The sequence below is a fragment of the Aquimarina mycalae genome, assembly GCF_029906345.1.
Lineage (GTDB): Bacteria > Bacteroidota > Bacteroidia > Flavobacteriales > Flavobacteriaceae > Aquimarina.
This window is the reverse complement of the sequence record NZ_JARYGY010000001.1, coordinates 885,831-902,713: the sequence shown is the minus strand read 5'-3', so window position 1 is coordinate 902,713 and position 16,883 is coordinate 885,831. Positions and strand designations below refer to the sequence as shown.

Genomic DNA, 16,883 nt, shown 5'->3' with positions numbered 1-16,883 from the left:
ATTTGAATTAGCCAGCGTCAAAAATGATAATAATATCTTTATAAAACAACTTTTTACTATTAAAATTTAAATTATTGTTTTAGTCATGTTAATAAATTGTGAAAGGTAACTATAACGTTGTAGTACTTGGGTTCAGGAGATATTTCATTTTTACTTTTCTGGTTTTCAAGCAAAAATAATAGGGGTAAAACTAACTATTAGAGAGAGTTGTAAAAAGTGAATAACTCTGTTAATTTTTTTTCATTTTTTAAATTAATATTGTGTTTATCTATATAATTTTTAACTATTTCTTTTTTGTCTTGCATTATCTTTAAGATATTTCTTTCTTTAGTGCTTATCTTATATAGATGTTCGTCGTTTTCTTTTTTAATATAGTAATCTTCATAAATATTGAACTTAGCAGCACGATCCATTTGATTGGGAGTAGTAGCTTTTTGGGCAGGAGTAAGCTTACATTTTTTTCTTTTATATAGACTTATGTTTTTACCTTCTGATAATACAATGAAATATGATTTGTTTTTAGATTTTGAGTTTTCCTGATAATTTTTCAGAACTAATGTTTGATTATCTAGCATTAGTTTCATCCCCTTAACTTTATAGAGTCCGTATAGTTGATTATTCTCGGTAACTTCAATTTCATCTGAGTAAATGTTATACCTGAATAAATTGTTGTCTATTAATGAATCGTATATGTATAATTTTCCTAAAGAGAACTTTTCATTTAGATATGGGCTTCCTTTGATGCTTTCGAAATCTATAGAATTATCTTTTTTTTCATCCTTTAATAATCTTTTTATTTTTTGAAAGGCTAATAAAGTACTTTGATATTGTCTAATAACTCCGCTCATTGTTGGTTCATCTTGAGCATTTGTTTTTATCGATGGTAACAATATGAAGATGATCAGTAATGTTGTGATATTTGTTTTCATTCGATTGTGTTTTAGAGTTAATATGTTTAATCTTAAATTATAAATTCAAAAGACATTTAGGTTTTCATAGCTTAAAAAATAGTTTAAGAAGTAGTTGGTGTTATAAATTACGGAAGATCAAGCCCAGAGATTGCTGTAGAGTTCTTGGGATACGAATATCCTCTCCAATAAAATCCGTCTCCAGAAAACTTCCAAGCTAATTCGCCATTATTTGTTACTTCCCAATAACCATTGTCACCTTCAGTAATAAGTGTATTTCCATTAGGTAATCGAATTGCTCCAGAAACCTTTCCAGAGTATAAATCTGGATCTTGAAAACTCCAAACTGTTTCGGGTTCATTATTTGCGTTTGGATTTAGTACTAGTGGATTTGGAATTTTGAACTCATAAACAATAGATTGAGAATTGTTGTTCCCGTTCATGAAAATTAAAACATTGTCTTTGCCAATTTCATTTCCTTCTAAGAGATTAGGGAAATGATTATTGTGAAACAATCTTGTTCCCTGGGTATTGTTGTAAGCGGTGGGGTTTCCGAACCTGTATAATAAATCACCTCCTTTGTTATGTTGACCTCCGATATGTGAGCTTGCTTGTTCTGTTGTTGTGCTATGATCAATTACCCATACTTCGCTGTAAAAATTAACACTAATGTAAATGATGTCATTTTCTTCGTCATAATCAATACCGTTGGCGTGCATTATATCACCGTTATCGATTGAATTGTAGTTAATGTTTATTAATTGAGGGTTGTCTGAAACAACGCCAAAATTATCTTTAGTTGAATCATGTTCTTGTATTAGATGATCCCAAGCATGCCATTCCCAAACAATTTCATCTGTTGTTGGATTCACTTCAATAAGAGCTTCGGGATATAGAATGTTCGAAACAGAATAACCTGCTTGTTCTGCTTCTTCAGATGTTTTTTTTATCCATGCTAGAAATAAAATGTTTCCATTTGGAAGCATTTCTACATCATGGTGAGAAAGATGTTCTTCCGTTGCATAAGGATATTCCCATTTAGTCGAGTTGTCTGGGTTGATAATTTTTACAAGTCCACCAAAGCCCCCAAAACTAAACTGAGGATCATCGGCTTCTAGTAAGGTTAGTAATGTGCCATCATCTAATAGTTCTGCATCATTTCCTAGTTTTCCAGATAATGTCCATTCGTGAATAATTTCAGCTTTTTCTTTATTCATCAAATACACTCTATCGGAAGCAGCATCATTAACTAGTAAATAACTATCATCGGTTAATGTAGGGATATAGGTGTCTATTGTTCCTGCTGTTTCTAGAGGAGGGTTTTGGTTGTCGTCGGAGTTTCCGTCTCCTGGATCTGTAGAAGAACCTATTGAGTTATCATCACTAGAACAAGCCGTCTGAAAGAGTAAAATAAAACAAACGACAATATGGAATAAAGATATCTTTTTCATAAGTTTTTTTTAGACATAATAATAGAGCCGAAAGCTAATAGTTTTTTTAAAAAAAAGGCTGCCACAGGGCAGCCTTTTAGTATAAATTGTGAAAAACAAATATTATTCGTTACATAAGTTTAACGGAATTGGACCTGCTGGAGATCCTGGAGTATACGATGCTACAACGTTACCACTTGGTGCTTGTATTGTGAAAGAAATTTCACCCCAAAAATCTCCAGGGAAAAACCATTCAGCAGATGTAGTACCAGGAGGTATTGTAACTGTATCCGATCCAGCGCTTGATTCATTTACACAAGGGAATGAGTTAGCTTCGTAAGGTGTACAAAGTCCAACTTCTAGAACTGTTCCATCATTTAATGTTATAGTGATTCCAGGTCCTCCATTTCCAGAGGTTGTTTGCCATCCATCACCGTAGCTGTCTCCCATCTGAACGATCCAGTCACCAGCAGGAACTTCAGGAAGTTCACAAACAACTGTAGCGGCAAATGTGTGATCTGCAGATTGATTGTCAAAATTTGCACTTACATCAGTGAAAGTTCCATTAGGATTGGTTACAGCTAACCTAAAGTCAAATGTGTCTCCTCCTTCTAAAACTGTAGGAGATACACCTAAAGCACTTAGGATATCCGCTCCATTTATAGAAACTAAAACTTCTGGATATTCTCCTGTATTTGTGAAGCTATCTGAATTAATTGTAGTTAAAAGAGCTTCATCTGCAGATGCATTTAAACCTGTGTAGCTAACATAAACATCTATTCTAGAGATATCAGTACCTCCATTTGGAGTGATTAATTGGTAGCTTTTAGAAAAGGTAGAAGTGCCTGGATCTAGCTTATTGATGTTAGTCAGTCCTTCTGAACCAATTTCAGTAGCAAAAGCACCGCCACTAACTTGAAGTTCATCAAAATCTACAGGGAGCTTATCGTCATCAGAACAATTCCACATTACCAACGCGGAAAAGGCCATTATTAATAGTGATTTATATTTAAAATTTTTCATCTTTCTGTTTTAATACGTTAATTATTGAATAAAACCAGCTGGGTTATTATCCCAAAAAGTTTGAACGGTCAAATCTGCTTTTTGTTGGATGTTTGGATTTCTATCCACTACTACATTAGGATATAAGAAAGATCTTGGGAAACTTCCAGTTCCTAAAAGTGTTGGTTGTAGGTTGTTAGGTGCTCCTGTACGTCTGTATAGGTTGTATGCTTCAACTCCATTACCAAACAACGAGATCCAGTATTCTTTTCCTATAACATTCATACGCTCATCGTCAGATGCTGCTGCATCATATAAAGCAAGTGCTGCAGTTACATAATCGTCAATATCTGTTGCAGTTGGAATATTTGTGAAATCACCAGGGTTTGGTAAAAATCCAGTAACATTAGCAATAGAAGCTCTTATTCCAGTTTCTAACATCATTCTGGCATCATCTGTTGTGCCTAAATAAAGTGCAGCTTCTGCTCGCATAAAGGCAACAAAAGAATCTGTCATGATCGGCCATATACCAGCTCCATCAAGACCATCTCCTGGGTCAATATCTTCAGCATCATCATCATCAAATTTTCCTCCTGCAGGATATACTCCGTAAGTTGCTCTTTTTGAATTGTCTGGTGGTATTCCATCAGCTTCTGCATGATCTCTACCCCAATATCCATCTCCTCTGCCAAATAATGAACAGAATGGTAATGGTGCCGCAGAAATCATATCAATAGGACCATAAGAAGCTGGTCTAGGATCATTCCAACAATCAATTTCATTATCTAATGTAGCAGGATCAGTAGGGAAAGCATCAACCTGACGATATACATAATAACGTAACCTTGGGTCATCAATACCTTTTTCTACAGTAAGTGTCCACATTAGGTAATTAGAAATATAATCTCCTGTACTCGCAGCAAGATATTCATCTATATAATATTGATGTCTACTCTGAGGCAGGTTACTACTAACAGCTCTCCATAAAAAGTTATCATCACTACTTGAAATGAAATTATCCTCAGTAATAAGAGTTTGAATTTCAGTGGCAGCTTCTGCTTGATTTATTAATCTTGTATTAAGGTAGTACTTTAATTTTAACGTATTAACCAATTTTGTCCACTTAGCGGTGTCTGTACCATAAAGTAGATCAGTAGTTGGAGGATTAAGTGTAGTTAAAGCAAAATCCGCCAATGCGTCATTAAGATCTTGTAATGCTGCTGCATATACATCTTCTGGAGCATCTGTATTAGGAAAAACAACTCCAGTTTCTCCTTGTAAAGCTTCTGATAAAGGTACTGGGCCAAAATAATCAACTAATGTCATTAGAGTGTATGCTCTAATTATTTTGGCGATTCCTGCTTGAACATAGAAATCACCACCTTCTTCAGATAAACGAGTTACGGCGTCAACGTCTTTTAATATACCTGCATATGCAGTAGTCCATGCTCCTGATAAATCAGCATTTGTGTTATTAAAATTTGCCTCATATGTATCGAACATATATTCTAGTCGAACAGCATCTGCTCCTGCGGATGTTACACTTTCGAAGAATTCTGAAAAATTTAATTCAATGCTATTTAATGTAAAGTTTACATCAATAGCTTCAGGAACTGGGGCATTAGGATCACTTAAAAGATCCAATTCAGTGGTTTCACACGACGATATAACAATCATCATCGCGAACAACCATATGATATTATTTTTGATTTTTTTCATTTTTAATTTTTTTAGAATGTTAATTTAACGCTCATACCATATCTTCTCGAATTCCAAGAGGTTAAATAATCAAACCCTTGAGAATTTCCTACTCCTAAACTATTAAGTTCAGGATCGTAATTAACACTAGATGGTACATTAAATGCTTTTACAAATAAGTTTTGACCAGCTAAAGTTAAAGAAACAGATCCGAAAGGAGTGTTTTTTAACCATTTGTCAGATAAACTATAGCTAAGAGAAGCTTCTCTTAACCTTACGTGTGAAGCATCATAAATTAATTGCTCATCCAAACCAAAACCTATATTATTAAAATAAGCTTCAGTAGATGTAATCTGAATATCATTTGGTTGCCCTGTTGATTGTCTAATTCCAGGTAAGATAATTCCTTGAGTTCTATCAAAATCAGTATCCTCAACTAAACCTCTTCCTACAAGTGCTCCTACTGTAGTAGCATATATGTCTCCTCCTTGTTGGTATTCCCATTGCATATTAAAGGAAACGTTTTTCCATTTAATACCATTGTTAATAGTCATAAACCATTTAGGATTTGGATCACCTATGATTCCGTTTGTTGGATCCTGAATCCATTCTCCATTTTCATCAATTAGGAAATTCCCGTCAGCATCTCTTAGGACTCTTGTTCCAACGATAACTCCTAATTGCTCTCCGTTAATTGCTGCATTAGCTGGAGTTGCGAATATACCACCGTATAATATCTGCTCTCCTTCATCAAGACCTTTAACTTCACTTTGGTTATTAGTATAACTTCCTGAGATATTCCATCTGAAATTTTCAGTTCTTACAGGAGTGATATCATATGTAATCTCTATACCCTCATTGATAACGTTACCTACATTAGTAAAAGTAGATGTGAAACCTGTTTCTGGTGCAAGAGGTCTTGCTATGATTTGATCTTCAGTATCTCTGTTATAGTAAGTGATTTCAAAACCAATTCTATTATCAAAGAAACGAGCATCAATACCAGCTTCAAATTCTTTTGATAGTTCTGGTCTTAAATCAGGGTTTGCAAGAAAATTATTAACACTAGTTGTTGTGATGTTACCAGCAAATGCGTTTGGTACAAGTGATAATACATTTCTTGTGTTATATGGAGTAGGGAAACCTGGAGAAGTTCCATATCCCATTCTCAACTTTAAGAAGTTAAGTCCATTCTGAGATTTTATTCCTTTAAAAGCAGAGGTAGGTATAAATGAAGCACTAACACCTGGAGAGAATTGTGATCTATTTGCAGTTTCCAAAGTAGAAGTCCACTCGTTTCTTGCTGATGCATTCAAATAAAGATAGTCTTTAAATCCAACTGTTGCAGATACATATGCAGCTATATTGTTTTCTTCAGAATAACTTTGATACGAAACTGTGTTTAGAGGGAAAAGAGTTCCTTCAATAATTCCACTTGCATTCGCATAATTACCAATGTTTTGAAGTCCAAAAATAATTTGATCTCTTCCTTCTACACCGTCTGAAGTTCCAATTCTACTTTGAAAAGTTCCTCCAACTGTTCCTTGAAGATTAAAGTTTTCTGATAATTGTTTGTCGATACCAGCTAATATAGAGTGATCCCAAATCGTGAATCTTGAATTCGTAACTTGTAAATATCCTGTAGGATGTATACCATCTTTAGACCCCTTGTTAATAGAACGTTGAGCTCTTACGTTTTGATTATCTAATCCTACTCTGTAAGTTAATTTTAACCAATCTTTTAGATCATAAGAAACATTGAAATTACTAAAAAGTCTATCAGTAGAATTAGTATCTCTAGTGTTGTTAAGAGTCCATCTAGGGTTTGTTCTGTCATTTCCACCACGATACCATAAACTCTCACCTGTTACTGGGTGTTGGAAAGGATCGTTGATATCAACACTTCTTGGAAGGTATAATATGTTCCAAATTGATTGAATACCTCCAGTACCTGCTGTAGAAAGAGCAACATCACTACCAGTAGATGCATCAGTAAAAGGAGATTGAATGTTGGTTCTTGCATAATTGAATTTACCAGAAACAGTAAATTTATTATCAAACTTATATGTTCCTCCAAAAGAAATATTATTTCTAGTTAAGGAGTTGTTAGGGATGAAACCTTCGTCATTTGTATGTGCATAAGAAGCGTTTATAGATCCTTTGTCGCCTATAGAACCAGATGCATTTATAGAAGTAGTAGAGATAACACCTGTTTTAAAGAATGCTTTTTGACTATCATAAGGTCTGTATACTACGTTTGGATTATCTAATTCAGGTCTATCTGGGAATAATACAGATGGTTCAATACCATCAAAATTATTGTTAATAGAAGTTCTAAAGGCATTAGGGATTGTTTCTTGACTGTCAAACCTTGCTCCCCAGTTACTAAAGAAAGCTCCGTAAACATTTTGGAATCCATTACCCCAAGTGTCTTGGTAATCAGGTAATACAATGTCGTTAAGGAAAACCGACTGATTTACAGTGAATTCGAATTTCTTACGAGCACTGGTTCCAGATTTGGTAGTGATTAAAATCACCCCATTTCTTCCTTGTCCACCATATAATGCTGTTGCACTTAATCCTTTAAGGATACTTACACTCTCAATATTATTAGGGTCAAGATCAGCAAATCTACTACTAACATTTCCTGATTGGAAACTCCCCGATGATGCATCTTGATTAGCTCCTCCTGAAGATCCATCAAAAGGAACACCATCTACTACAAATAGAGGTTGGTTACCACCAGTAATAGAAGATGTACCACGAATGATAATATTCGCTCCTGATCCAGAAACACCTCCTGTACCAGTAATTCTAACACCAGAGGCTTTACCTCTAAGTATTTTACCGATATCCGTATCGGCTTTTTGCTCAAGATCATCGCTTTTTACAGTACTAACTGCATATCCAAGAGCTTTTTTCTCTCTTCGTATACCTTGCGCTGTTACGACAACTTCTTCTAATTGAGCAGCCGAAGGTTCTAGTTGTACATTAATAGTAGTACTACTTCCTACTGTCACTTCTTTGTCAGAAAAACCGAGGTAACTAAATACAAGTACACTTCCTTGAGATGATTCAATAGAATAAATTCCATCAAAATCAGTTTGAGTTCCGTTGTTTGTGTTTTTTACGACAATGTTTACGCCTGGTAAGGGTAAACCTTGATCGTCTGTGACTTTACCAGTTATGGTACTTTCTTGCGCAAACGAAATTTGCGCGACTAATGCTAGAAAAAGCATTAGAATTCGCTTTGTTGGTGATTTCATTATTGTTTAAATTATTAGAATTAGCCAATTCCAAAATTCTGCAAAAGAATCTAATAAAACAACTTTATTGACAATTAAATGGTTAATCGTTGAGGATTAATTAGTTAAATTAGTATAATTTGATAAAAAATCATTTTTTTAACAATTAAAACCTAGCGTTTAAACTGATGTGGACTTTAGTGTTTGAGAATTGAAAGTTGGAATCACTGTTTTTTCCATTGGCAAAGATAATTCTAAATAACCCTGCCTGTGTATTGAGGCCTAATCCAAAGCCAAAACTAGTTAGGTTATCAGAGATATCGTTGCTTTCATCTTCTAGATATGAGTAATCAATGATGGAATGTATGTAAAGATTTTGAGATAGGATATATTGGTATTCAGTATTTAATACATTGAACAAGGAAGCGATGATACTATTTTCTTCAAAACCTCTGATAGAATTAATGCCTCCGAATCTAAAAAGTTCATTTGTAAATAAGTTATCCGAGAAAATTGCAGCAGCAGAATTGTTTAATAAAATAGAATTTCGTTGATTGAGCTTAAAGGTGTGTCTGAGATTAATGCTGCCCTTTATCTGGTTAATAGTTTCGGTTTCTGTTTTTCTAGAACCAAATTCTGCAGTGATTTCATATAGGTTTTCTATTGGAAATAAAGTGTTGTTCTGTTTTTTTGTGTGATTAAAACTGACTCCATAGAATGAAGATGAGTAGTTGTTTATGTTTAAGGAGGGTTGTGGTATGTCTAGGAGGTTATCTGATGTAATGCCTTTGTATCCTACAGATAAACTATTCCTGTTAGTAATAAGGTATTTTAACTTTATGTTTTGTTCTGTAATAAGAAAACTTGAATCTTTTTTGAAAATATTTATTCCAGCATCAATACCTATTGGTGTCTTTAGTATATATGGTAATGAGATTTGGGCTTGAAATCGTTGTTGTTCGTTTCCGTCACTTTTGTATGTTAAATTGAGTCGCTCACCAAAGTTTAGGTTATTAATAAGGTTTAGGTTTAAATATCCATTTAGCTCAAGGTTTCCAGAATCTGTGTCACTTGAAAACCCAAGAAACCCATCAAAGGTATTGGCACTGACTTTTTCTAAGTATAAATATACTTTTGTGGAGTCCTTGTTGAATAAAACTTCGGGTGGTTTTATGTTTTTTGCAAAACCTAGATTATCAATTGTTAAGGACTTGTCTAGGATGTTCTTTTTTGTAAACACGTCTCCTTTTTTTATTCTGCTATTATATTTCAGGTACGAAGGGGAGAATTTGCTATAGCCTTTAATGATGATATCGTCAATTGTTCTGGTTTGGGTTTTTGAACTTATAAGGGTTGCAAAAACATTGCTTTCTTTTTTCTTAATTTCTATAAGTGATAAATTACTAAAGGTGTTTCCCTGGTTAACTAGGTAGTTGGTTAGGTATTGTAGGGTTTCTTCTGTTTTTGTAAAAGGAATTGTGAATTGACTATTTGTTACAGAGGTTGCTATTGGTTTAAGGAGTTCTTTGGGAATTGATTGATTATTGTAGTCAATGGTTAAATTGTTGTACTTAGTGTTAAGTTCTAAGTAGCTTGTGATTGTTGAATCTGATGTTCTTTTGACTTCAATGTTTGTAAGGTCAAGGTATCCAAGCTTTAATAAGCTGGATTGAACAGTTTTAATTTCTTTTTGCAAATCAGAAAAGTTTTCAAACTTTTTTTGATAAAAAAGGCTTTCAATGCTAGAAGTTTCTGTGGAGTCTTTTCCTTTAATAGAGAGTGTTAGAATGGGGTTTTGTGCATAGCAAAAAGAATGTATACATATATTAAGGACAAATAAATAAAATAAAGATGTTTTCAACTTGGATTTTAATGATATCAAAATAACGGAAAATAGTGGGATTTCTTACGGTTAAATAATATGATTTTAAATGTATTTGAAAATTAATGCGTTAGGATTTGAATTGCTGAAAAATATTTCTACCTTTGCAGCCCTCATAAAAGAGGTAATTTAAAAATTATTTTAAAAATAGTGTAAAGCAAATTATGCCAACAATTTCACAATTAGTAAGAAAAGGTAGAGCCAAAATAACTAAGAAGAGTAAATCGGCTGCTTTGGATTCGTGCCCGCAACGCCGCGGTGTTTGTACGCGTGTTTATACTACTACACCAAAAAAACCAAATTCAGCTATGCGTAAAGTAGCTCGTGTTAGGTTAACAAATGGTAAAGAAGTAAACGCATACATCGGTGGTGAAGGTCACAATCTACAGGAGCACTCGATAGTATTAGTTAGAGGTGGAAGGGTAAAAGATTTACCAGGAGTTAGATATCACATTGTTCGTGGAGCCTTAGACACCGCAGGTGTAGAAGGAAGAACACAACGTAGATCTAAGTATGGTGCAAAACGCCCTAAGAAGTAATTAAAAAACTTTAAGAAGAAGACATGAGAAAAAGAAAGGCTAAAAAAAGACCTATTTTGCCGGATCCACGTTTTAACGATCAATTAGTGACTCGTTTTGTAAACATGATGATGTGGGACGGAAAAAAATCGGTTGCTTTCAAGATTTTCTATGATGCGATCGATATCGTAGACGAGAAAAAACAAAACGAAGAAAAAACTGCTTTGGAAATGTGGAAAGATGCATTATCTAATGTAATGCCACACGTAGAAGTAAGAAGTCGTCGTGTTGGAGGGGCTACCTTCCAGATTCCTAACCCAATTAGACCAGATAGAAAGATATCTACCGCTATGAAGTGGTTGATTCAATTTTCTCGTAAGAGAAATGAGAAATCTATGGCTCAAAAACTTGCTGCAGAGATTATTGCTGCAGAAAAAGAAGAAGGAGCTGCGGTTAAGAAGAGAGTAGATACTCACAAGATGGCTGAAGCAAATAAAGCATTCTCACACTTTAGATTTTAATCATTAAGAAATGGCTAGAGATTTAAAATATACTAGAAATATAGGAATTGCTGCGCATATTGACGCAGGAAAAACTACGACAACAGAGCGTATTTTATATTATACGGGTGTTAGTCACAAGATTGGTGAGGTGCATGATGGTGCAGCTACAATGGACTGGATGGAGCAAGAGCAGGAAAGAGGTATTACTATTACTTCTGCTGCGACAACTTGTGAATGGAAATTTCCAACAGAAAACGGTCAAGCAGTAGCGGATACTAAAGGATATCATTTTAATATTATAGATACTCCAGGTCACGTTGATTTTACGGTTGAAGTAAATCGTTCTCTTCGTGTGCTTGATGGACTAGTGTTCTTGTTTAGTGCTGTAGATGGTGTTGAGCCACAATCAGAAACTAACTGGAGGCTTGCCGATAATTACAAAGTTCCGCGTATTGGATTTGTAAATAAAATGGACCGTCAAGGATCTAACTTTATGGAAGTTTGTCAGCAAGTTAAAGATATGTTAGGTTCTAATGCAGTGCCTATTGTCTTAAATATTGGTGACGAAGAAGATTTTAAAGGAATTGTTGATTTGGTTAAGAATCGTGCTATTGTATGGCATGAAGAAGGAATGGGATCAACTTTTGATGTTGTTGATATTCCTGAAGATTTAAAAGAAGAGGCAAAAATGCTACGTGGTAAGCTTATTGAAGAAGTTGCTGCGTATGATGAAGATCTCCTTGAGAAATTTATGGAAGATGAGGATTCAATTACAGAAGAAGAAGTGCATGCTGCACTTAGGGCTGCTGTGATGGATATGTCTATTATTCCTATGATTTGTGGGTCTGCTTTTAAAAATAAAGGAGTACAGTTTCTTTTAGATGCGGTATGTCGTTATTTGCCATCACCAACCGATAAAGAAGGTATTGTAGGAGTAAACCCTAATACAGATCAAGAAGAAATTCGTAAACCTGATGTAAAAGAGCCATTTGCTGCTTTAGCATTTAAGATTGCAACGGATCCATTTGTTGGGCGTTTGGCGTTTTTCCGTGCGTATTCAGGTCGTCTAGATGCGGGTTCTTATGTATTAAACAATCGTTCAGGTAAAAAAGAACGTATTTCTCGTATCTATCAAATGCATGCGAATAAGCAAAATGCTATTGAGTATATAGAAGCTGGAGATATTGGAGCTGCTGTTGGGTTTAAATCTATCAAGACAGGAGATACACTTACAGCTGAAAAGCATCCTATAGTTTTAGAGTCTATGGACTTTCCAGATCCAGTAATTGGTATCGCGGTTGAGCCTAAGACTAAAGCTGATGTGGATAAATTAGGTATGGGGTTAGCTAAATTAGCAGAAGAAGATCCAACGTTTACTGTGCGTTCAGATGAAGCTTCAGGTCAGACTATTATTTCTGGAATGGGTGAACTTCACTTAGACGTGATTGTAGATCGATTAAAGCGTGAATTTAAAGTAGAGGTTAATCAAGGTCAACCACAGGTAGAGTACAAAGAGGCTATTACTCAAGCGGCAGATCACAGAGAGGTTTATAAGAAGCAGTCTGGTGGTCGTGGTAAGTTTGCTGATATTGTATTTACAATAGAACCTGCTGACGAAGGTCAGGTTGGTCTTCAGTTTGAATCTACAATTAAAGGTGGTAATGTTCCTAAAGAATTTATTCCTTCAATAGAAAAAGGTTTCAAGATGGCTATGGTAAATGGACCTTTAGCTGGATATGAGGTTGATGCAATGAAGGTTACGTTAAAAGATGGTTCTTATCATGATGTGGATTCTGATCAGTTATCATTCGAATTAGCAGCTAAGTTAGGATTTAAGAATTCTGCAAAAGCGGCTAAAGCTGTGATAATGGAGCCTATTATGAAATTAGAAGTTATTACTCCAGAAGAAAATATGGGTGATATCGTAGGTGATCTTAACAGACGTAGAGGTCAAGTTAGTGATATGGGTGATAGAGCAGGTGCTAAAACTGTGAAAGCTACTGTGCCACTTTCTGAGATGTTTGGATATGTTACTACATTAAGAACATTGTCATCAGGTAGAGCTACATCTACAATGGAATTTTCTCACTATGCAGAAACTCCTTCTAATATTTCAGAAGAAGTAATTGCTGCAGCAAAAGGAGTTAACGCTTAATTTTACAGAAATGAGTCAAAAAATTAGAATAAAACTAAAATCTTACGATCATAACTTGGTAGACAAGTCTGCTGAGAAGATTGTTAAGACCGTTAAGAGTACTGGAGCTGTGGTTACTGGCCCAATTCCGTTACCAACACATAAGAAGATTTTTACGGTATTACGTTCTCCGCACGTTAATAAGAAATCTAGAGAGCAATTTCAATTAAGTTCTTATAAAAGACTTTTGGATATTTATAGCTCGTCTTCAAAAACGATTGATGCGTTGATGAAGCTAGAATTACCAAGTGGAGTAGAAGTTGAGATTAAAGTTTAATAAAACTTCTAAGTAAGAAAATCTTACGATAAATGTCCCAAGCTGCGTGCAAGGGAAAAACGGCAAAAAAATACATTCAGGGTTGAAGTATTTTAACCCTGTTTTTTTGCAAAACAATAAGTAGAATACTAATTAATAATTAATAAATATGTCTGGGTTAATAGGAAAAAAGATCGGTATGACCAGCATCTTCGACGAAAATGGAAAGAATATTCCATGTACGGTGATTGAAGCTGGACCATGCGTGGTTACCCAAGTCAGAACTGAAGAGGTGGATGGTTATGAAGCTATTCAGCTAGGTTTCGATGACAAAGCAGACAAAAATGCTACTAAAGCGGCTTTAGGTCACTTTAAGAAAGCAGGAACTGTTGCTAAACGTGAAGTTGTCGAATTCCAAGGTTTTGATGAGGAGTACAAGTTAGGTGATACGATAACGGTAGAGCACTTCGTAGAAGGAGAGTTTGTTGATGTATCTGGAACCTCTAAAGGAAAAGGTTTTCAAGGGGTAGTAAAAAGACACGGTTTTGCTGGTGTTGGACAAGCGACACATGGTCAACATAACCGTTTAAGAGCTCCTGGTTCTATTGGAGCTGCATCTTATCCTGCAAGAGTATTCAAAGGAATGCGTATGGCTGGAAGAATGGGTGGAGATAAAGTAAAAGTTCAAAACTTAAAAGTGTTAAAAGTAGTTACTGAAAAGAACTTACTTGTTGTGAAAGGATGTGTTCCTGGACATAAAAACGCTTATGTAACGATTCAGAAGTAATGAAGGTAGCAGTAATTGATATCAACGGAAAAGAAACAGGAAGAAAGGTAGACCTTTCTGATGCTGTTTTTGGTATAGAACCAAACGATCACGCTGTATACTTAGATGTAAAGCAGTATTTGGCTAACCAACGTCAAGGAACTCACAAAGCTAAGGAGCGTGCAGAAATCGTAGGTAGTACAAGAAAGATTAAAAAACAAAAAGGAACTGGTACAGCTAGAGCAGGTAGTATTAAATCTCCTGTGTTTAGAGGTGGAGGTAGAATTTTTGGACCTAGACCACGTAATTATTCTTTTAAATTGAACAAAAATTTAAAAAGATTAGCACGTAAATCAGCACTTAGTATTAAGGCTGGAGATAAGGCAATAACAGTAGTTGAGGACTTTACTTTTGACACGATTAAGACAAAGAATTTTACCTCAGTTTTAAAGTCTTTAGGGCTAGAAGGTAAAAAATCTTTATTTGTGTTGGGTGAGTCAAATAAAAATGTATATTTGTCGTCACGCAATTTGAAAAGTTCAGAAGTTATAACTTCCTCAGAATTAAGTACTTACAAGATACTTAATGCGAATAACGTTATACTTTTGGAAGGTTCTTTGAAAGGAATTGAAACGAATTTAAGTAAATAGAAGCCATGAGTATCTTAATAAAACCTATTATTACGGAAAAGGCTACTGCTGATAGTGAGGTGTATAACCGCTATGGTTTTGTAGTAGAAAAGAAAGCGAATAAGGTAGAGATCAAAAAAGCAGTGGAAGCTGCTTATGGAGTATCTGTTACTAAAGTTCGTACGATTAATGTCCGTCCAGACCGCAAAACTCGTTATACAAAAACGGGTATGGTCACTGGTAAAACAAAAGCAATTAAAAAAGCAATTGTACAGGTGGCGGAAGGTGATGTAATTGATTTATATAGTAATCTTTAAGACTAAAAAATGTCAGTAAGAAAATTGAAACCAATTACCCCAGGTCAGCGTTTTAGAGTAGTTAATGGGTTTGATGCCATTACTACTGATAAGCCGGAGAAGAGTTTATTAGCTCCGAAAAAAAGATCTGGAGGTAGAAACAATCAAGGAAAAATGACCATGCGCTACAAAGGTGGTGGTCATAAAAAAAGGTATCGTATTATTGATTTTAAACGAGATAAGCAGGGAATTCCTGCTACCGTTGCAACAATAGAATACGATCCAAACAGAACTGCTTTTATTGCGCTTTTAAACTATCAAGATGGTGAGAAGCGTTATATTATAGCTCAGAATGGTCTACAAGTGGGTCAAAATGTTGTTTCTGGAAACAACGTTGCTCCTGAAATAGGAAATGCAATGCCACTTAGTGATATCCCTTTAGGTACAATCATTTCTTGTATAGAATTACGTCCTGGTCAAGGTGCTGTTATGGCGCGTAGTGCTGGTTCGTTTGCTCAGCTTATGGCTAGAGATGGTAAGTTTGCTACGGTAAAATTACCTTCTGGAGAAGTGAGATTAGTTTTGGTTAACTGTGTGGCTACTGTTGGAGCTGTGTCTAATAGTGATCATCAGTTAGTAGTAGGTGGTAAAGCTGGTAGAGGAAGATGGTTAGGTCGTCGTCCACGTACTAGACCTGTAGCAATGAATCCAGTTGATCACCCAATGGGTGGTGGAGAAGGACGTTCTTCAGGAGGTCATCCACGTTCTAGAAAAGGTCTTCCTGCTAAAGGATACAGAACCCGTTCTAAGACTAAAGCGAGTAATAAGTATATTGTAGAACGTAGAAAGAAATAATAAGATATGGCACGTTCATTAAAAAAAGGACCTTACATTCACTATAAGTTAGAGAAGAAAGTAGCTGCTAATGTAGAGGCTAACAAAAAGACTGTGATAAAGACTTGGTCAAGAGCATCAATGATATCACCTGATTTTGTAGGGCAAACAATTGCAGTACATAATGGTCGCCAATTTGTTCCTGTATATATTACAGAAAACATGGTAGGTCATAAGTTAGGAGAGTTTTCACCAACACGTTCGTTTAGAGGACACGCTGGTGCTAAAAATAAAGGTAAAAAATAATTTAAGCTATGGGAGTTCGTAAAAGAGAAATGGCGGAAAGAATTAAGGAAGGGAAAAAGCAAATTGCTTTTGCTAAACTTAATAACTGCCCTACGTCACCTCGTAAAATGCGTTTAGTAGCGGATTTGGTTCGTGGTGAGAAAGTTGAAAGAGCGCTTCATATTCTTAGATTTAACCCTAAAGAAGCATCGCGTCGTCTAGAAAAGTTATTGCTTTCTGCAATAGCTAACTGGCAAGCGAAAAATGAAGACGCTAGCATAGAAGATGCAGATCTTTTTGTAAAAGAGATTCGTGTAGATGGAGGAAGTATGTTAAAAAGACTTCGTCCTGCTCCACAGGGTCGTGCACACAGAATAAGAAAACGCTCTAATCACGTAACAATCGTGGTTGCAGCAAAAAATAATACACAAAGCTAA

General features: G+C 35.2%; 16 protein-coding genes. 10 read left to right on the top strand and 6 right to left on the bottom strand.

The window, feature by feature from the left end; genetic code table 11:
* Window positions 1-197: 197 nt before the first annotated feature.
* The 6 genes from QBK95_RS04025 to QBK95_RS04000 all read right to left on the bottom strand — a co-directional run bounded on the left by QBK95_RS04025 (window position 198) and on the right by QBK95_RS04000 (window position 9,979).
* Entirely contained in the window at window positions 198-929 is a 732-nt protein-coding gene (locus tag QBK95_RS04025) for a hypothetical protein (protein WP_280930829.1), read from the bottom strand.
* 107 nt (window positions 930-1,036) lie between these two features.
* On the bottom strand, window positions 1,037-2,359 hold the full coding sequence (locus QBK95_RS04020) for an arylsulfotransferase family protein (protein ID WP_280930826.1): 1,323 nt from the start codon (window positions 2,357-2,359) through the stop codon (window positions 1,037-1,039).
* A gap of 102 nt (window positions 2,360-2,461) precedes the next feature.
* A complete protein-coding gene (locus QBK95_RS04015) occupies window positions 2,462-3,361 on the bottom strand; it encodes a hypothetical protein (protein ID WP_280930824.1) in 900 nt (299 codons plus the stop codon).
* A gap of 21 nt (window positions 3,362-3,382) precedes the next feature.
* Window positions 3,383-5,059 (bottom strand): SusD/RagB family nutrient-binding outer membrane lipoprotein, encoded by a 1,677-nt coding sequence (locus tag QBK95_RS04010; RefSeq protein ID WP_280930821.1) that lies wholly within the window; start codon window positions 5,057-5,059, stop codon window positions 3,383-3,385.
* An 11-nt stretch (window positions 5,060-5,070) separates the two neighbouring features.
* On the bottom strand, window positions 5,071-8,304 hold the full coding sequence (locus QBK95_RS04005) for a SusC/RagA family TonB-linked outer membrane protein (RefSeq protein WP_280930819.1): 3,234 nt from the start codon (window positions 8,302-8,304) through the stop codon (window positions 5,071-5,073).
* Window positions 8,305-8,449: 145 nt separating this feature from the next.
* Window positions 8,450-9,979 carry a ShlB/FhaC/HecB family hemolysin secretion/activation protein gene (locus QBK95_RS04000; protein ID WP_280930817.1) on the bottom strand — a complete coding sequence of 510 codons (1,530 nt, stop codon included), beginning with the start codon at window positions 9,977-9,979 and terminating at the stop codon, window positions 8,450-8,452.
* Window positions 9,980-10,329: 350 nt separating this feature from the next.
* On the opposite strand from QBK95_RS04000, the gene rpsL reads away from it, so the two are divergent.
* From rpsL to rplV, 10 genes are all read left to right on the top strand, one after another.
* Window positions 10,330-10,704: a 30S ribosomal protein S12 gene (rpsL, locus tag QBK95_RS03995; protein WP_024770883.1), complete on the top strand. Its 375-nt coding sequence runs from the start codon at window positions 10,330-10,332 to the stop codon at window positions 10,702-10,704.
* Between the two features lie 23 nt (window positions 10,705-10,727).
* On the top strand, window positions 10,728-11,204 hold the full coding sequence (gene rpsG, locus QBK95_RS03990; protein ID WP_280930815.1) for a 30S ribosomal protein S7: 477 nt from the start codon (window positions 10,728-10,730) through the stop codon (window positions 11,202-11,204).
* A gap of 10 nt (window positions 11,205-11,214) precedes the next feature.
* Entirely contained in the window at window positions 11,215-13,341 is a 2,127-nt protein-coding gene (gene fusA, locus QBK95_RS03985; RefSeq protein ID WP_280930813.1) for an elongation factor G, read from the top strand.
* A gap of 10 nt (window positions 13,342-13,351) precedes the next feature.
* The gene (gene rpsJ / locus QBK95_RS03980) at window positions 13,352-13,657 is read left to right on the top strand and encodes a 30S ribosomal protein S10 (protein ID WP_010181931.1); all 306 of its coding nucleotides are present in this window, start codon (window positions 13,352-13,354) and stop codon (window positions 13,655-13,657) included.
* 148 nt (window positions 13,658-13,805) lie between these two features.
* On the top strand, window positions 13,806-14,423 hold the full coding sequence (rplC, locus tag QBK95_RS03975; RefSeq protein ID WP_280930790.1) for a 50S ribosomal protein L3: 618 nt from the start codon (window positions 13,806-13,808) through the stop codon (window positions 14,421-14,423).
* A complete protein-coding gene (gene rplD / locus QBK95_RS03970; protein ID WP_280930788.1) occupies window positions 14,423-15,052 on the top strand; it encodes a 50S ribosomal protein L4 in 630 nt (209 codons plus the stop codon). Before rplC ends, rplD begins: the two co-directional genes overlap by 1 nt.
* A 5-nt stretch (window positions 15,053-15,057) precedes the next feature.
* Complete coding sequence (gene rplW / locus QBK95_RS03965; RefSeq protein ID WP_280930786.1) at window positions 15,058-15,348, top strand: 50S ribosomal protein L23; 291 nt, start codon at window positions 15,058-15,060, stop codon at window positions 15,346-15,348.
* Between the two features lie 9 nt (window positions 15,349-15,357).
* A complete protein-coding gene (rplB, locus tag QBK95_RS03960) occupies window positions 15,358-16,182 on the top strand; it encodes a 50S ribosomal protein L2 (protein ID WP_280930784.1) in 825 nt (274 codons plus the stop codon).
* Window positions 16,183-16,188: 6 nt separating this feature from the next.
* Window positions 16,189-16,467: a 30S ribosomal protein S19 gene (gene rpsS / locus QBK95_RS03955; protein WP_027392549.1), complete on the top strand. Its 279-nt coding sequence runs from the start codon at window positions 16,189-16,191 to the stop codon at window positions 16,465-16,467.
* Between the two features lie 8 nt (window positions 16,468-16,475).
* Window positions 16,476-16,883: a 50S ribosomal protein L22 gene (gene rplV, locus QBK95_RS03950; RefSeq protein WP_280930782.1), complete on the top strand. Its 408-nt coding sequence runs from the start codon at window positions 16,476-16,478 to the stop codon at window positions 16,881-16,883.

Excerpts from the sequence above, each read along its gene's own strand:
- QBK95_RS04025 (WP_280930829.1), bottom strand. The coding sequence starts at position 929 with ATGAAAACAAATATCACAACATTACTGATCATCTTCATATTGTTACCA.
- QBK95_RS04020 (WP_280930826.1), bottom strand. The coding sequence starts at position 2,359 with ATGAAAAAGATATCTTTATTCCATATTGTCGTTTGTTTTATTTTACTC.
- QBK95_RS04015 (WP_280930824.1), bottom strand. The coding sequence starts at position 3,361 with ATGAAAAATTTTAAATATAAATCACTATTAATAATGGCCTTTTCCGCG.
- QBK95_RS04010 (WP_280930821.1), bottom strand. The coding sequence starts at position 5,059 with ATGAAAAAAATCAAAAATAATATCATATGGTTGTTCGCGATGATGATT.
- QBK95_RS04005 (WP_280930819.1), bottom strand. The coding sequence starts at position 8,304 with ATGAAATCACCAACAAAGCGAATTCTAATGCTTTTTCTAGCATTAGTC.
- rpsL (WP_024770883.1), top strand. The coding sequence starts at position 10,330 with ATGCCAACAATTTCACAATTAGTAAGAAAAGGTAGAGCCAAAATAACT.
- rpsG (WP_280930815.1), top strand. The coding sequence starts at position 10,728 with ATGAGAAAAAGAAAGGCTAAAAAAAGACCTATTTTGCCGGATCCACGT.
- fusA (WP_280930813.1), top strand. The coding sequence starts at position 11,215 with ATGGCTAGAGATTTAAAATATACTAGAAATATAGGAATTGCTGCGCAT.
- rpsJ (WP_010181931.1), top strand. The coding sequence starts at position 13,352 with ATGAGTCAAAAAATTAGAATAAAACTAAAATCTTACGATCATAACTTG.
- rplC (WP_280930790.1), top strand. The coding sequence starts at position 13,806 with ATGTCTGGGTTAATAGGAAAAAAGATCGGTATGACCAGCATCTTCGAC.
- rplD (WP_280930788.1), top strand. The coding sequence starts at position 14,423 with ATGAAGGTAGCAGTAATTGATATCAACGGAAAAGAAACAGGAAGAAAG.
- rplW (WP_280930786.1), top strand. The coding sequence starts at position 15,058 with ATGAGTATCTTAATAAAACCTATTATTACGGAAAAGGCTACTGCTGAT.
- rplB (WP_280930784.1), top strand. The coding sequence starts at position 15,358 with ATGTCAGTAAGAAAATTGAAACCAATTACCCCAGGTCAGCGTTTTAGA.
- rpsS (WP_027392549.1), top strand. The coding sequence starts at position 16,189 with ATGGCACGTTCATTAAAAAAAGGACCTTACATTCACTATAAGTTAGAG.
- rplV (WP_280930782.1), top strand. The coding sequence starts at position 16,476 with ATGGGAGTTCGTAAAAGAGAAATGGCGGAAAGAATTAAGGAAGGGAAA.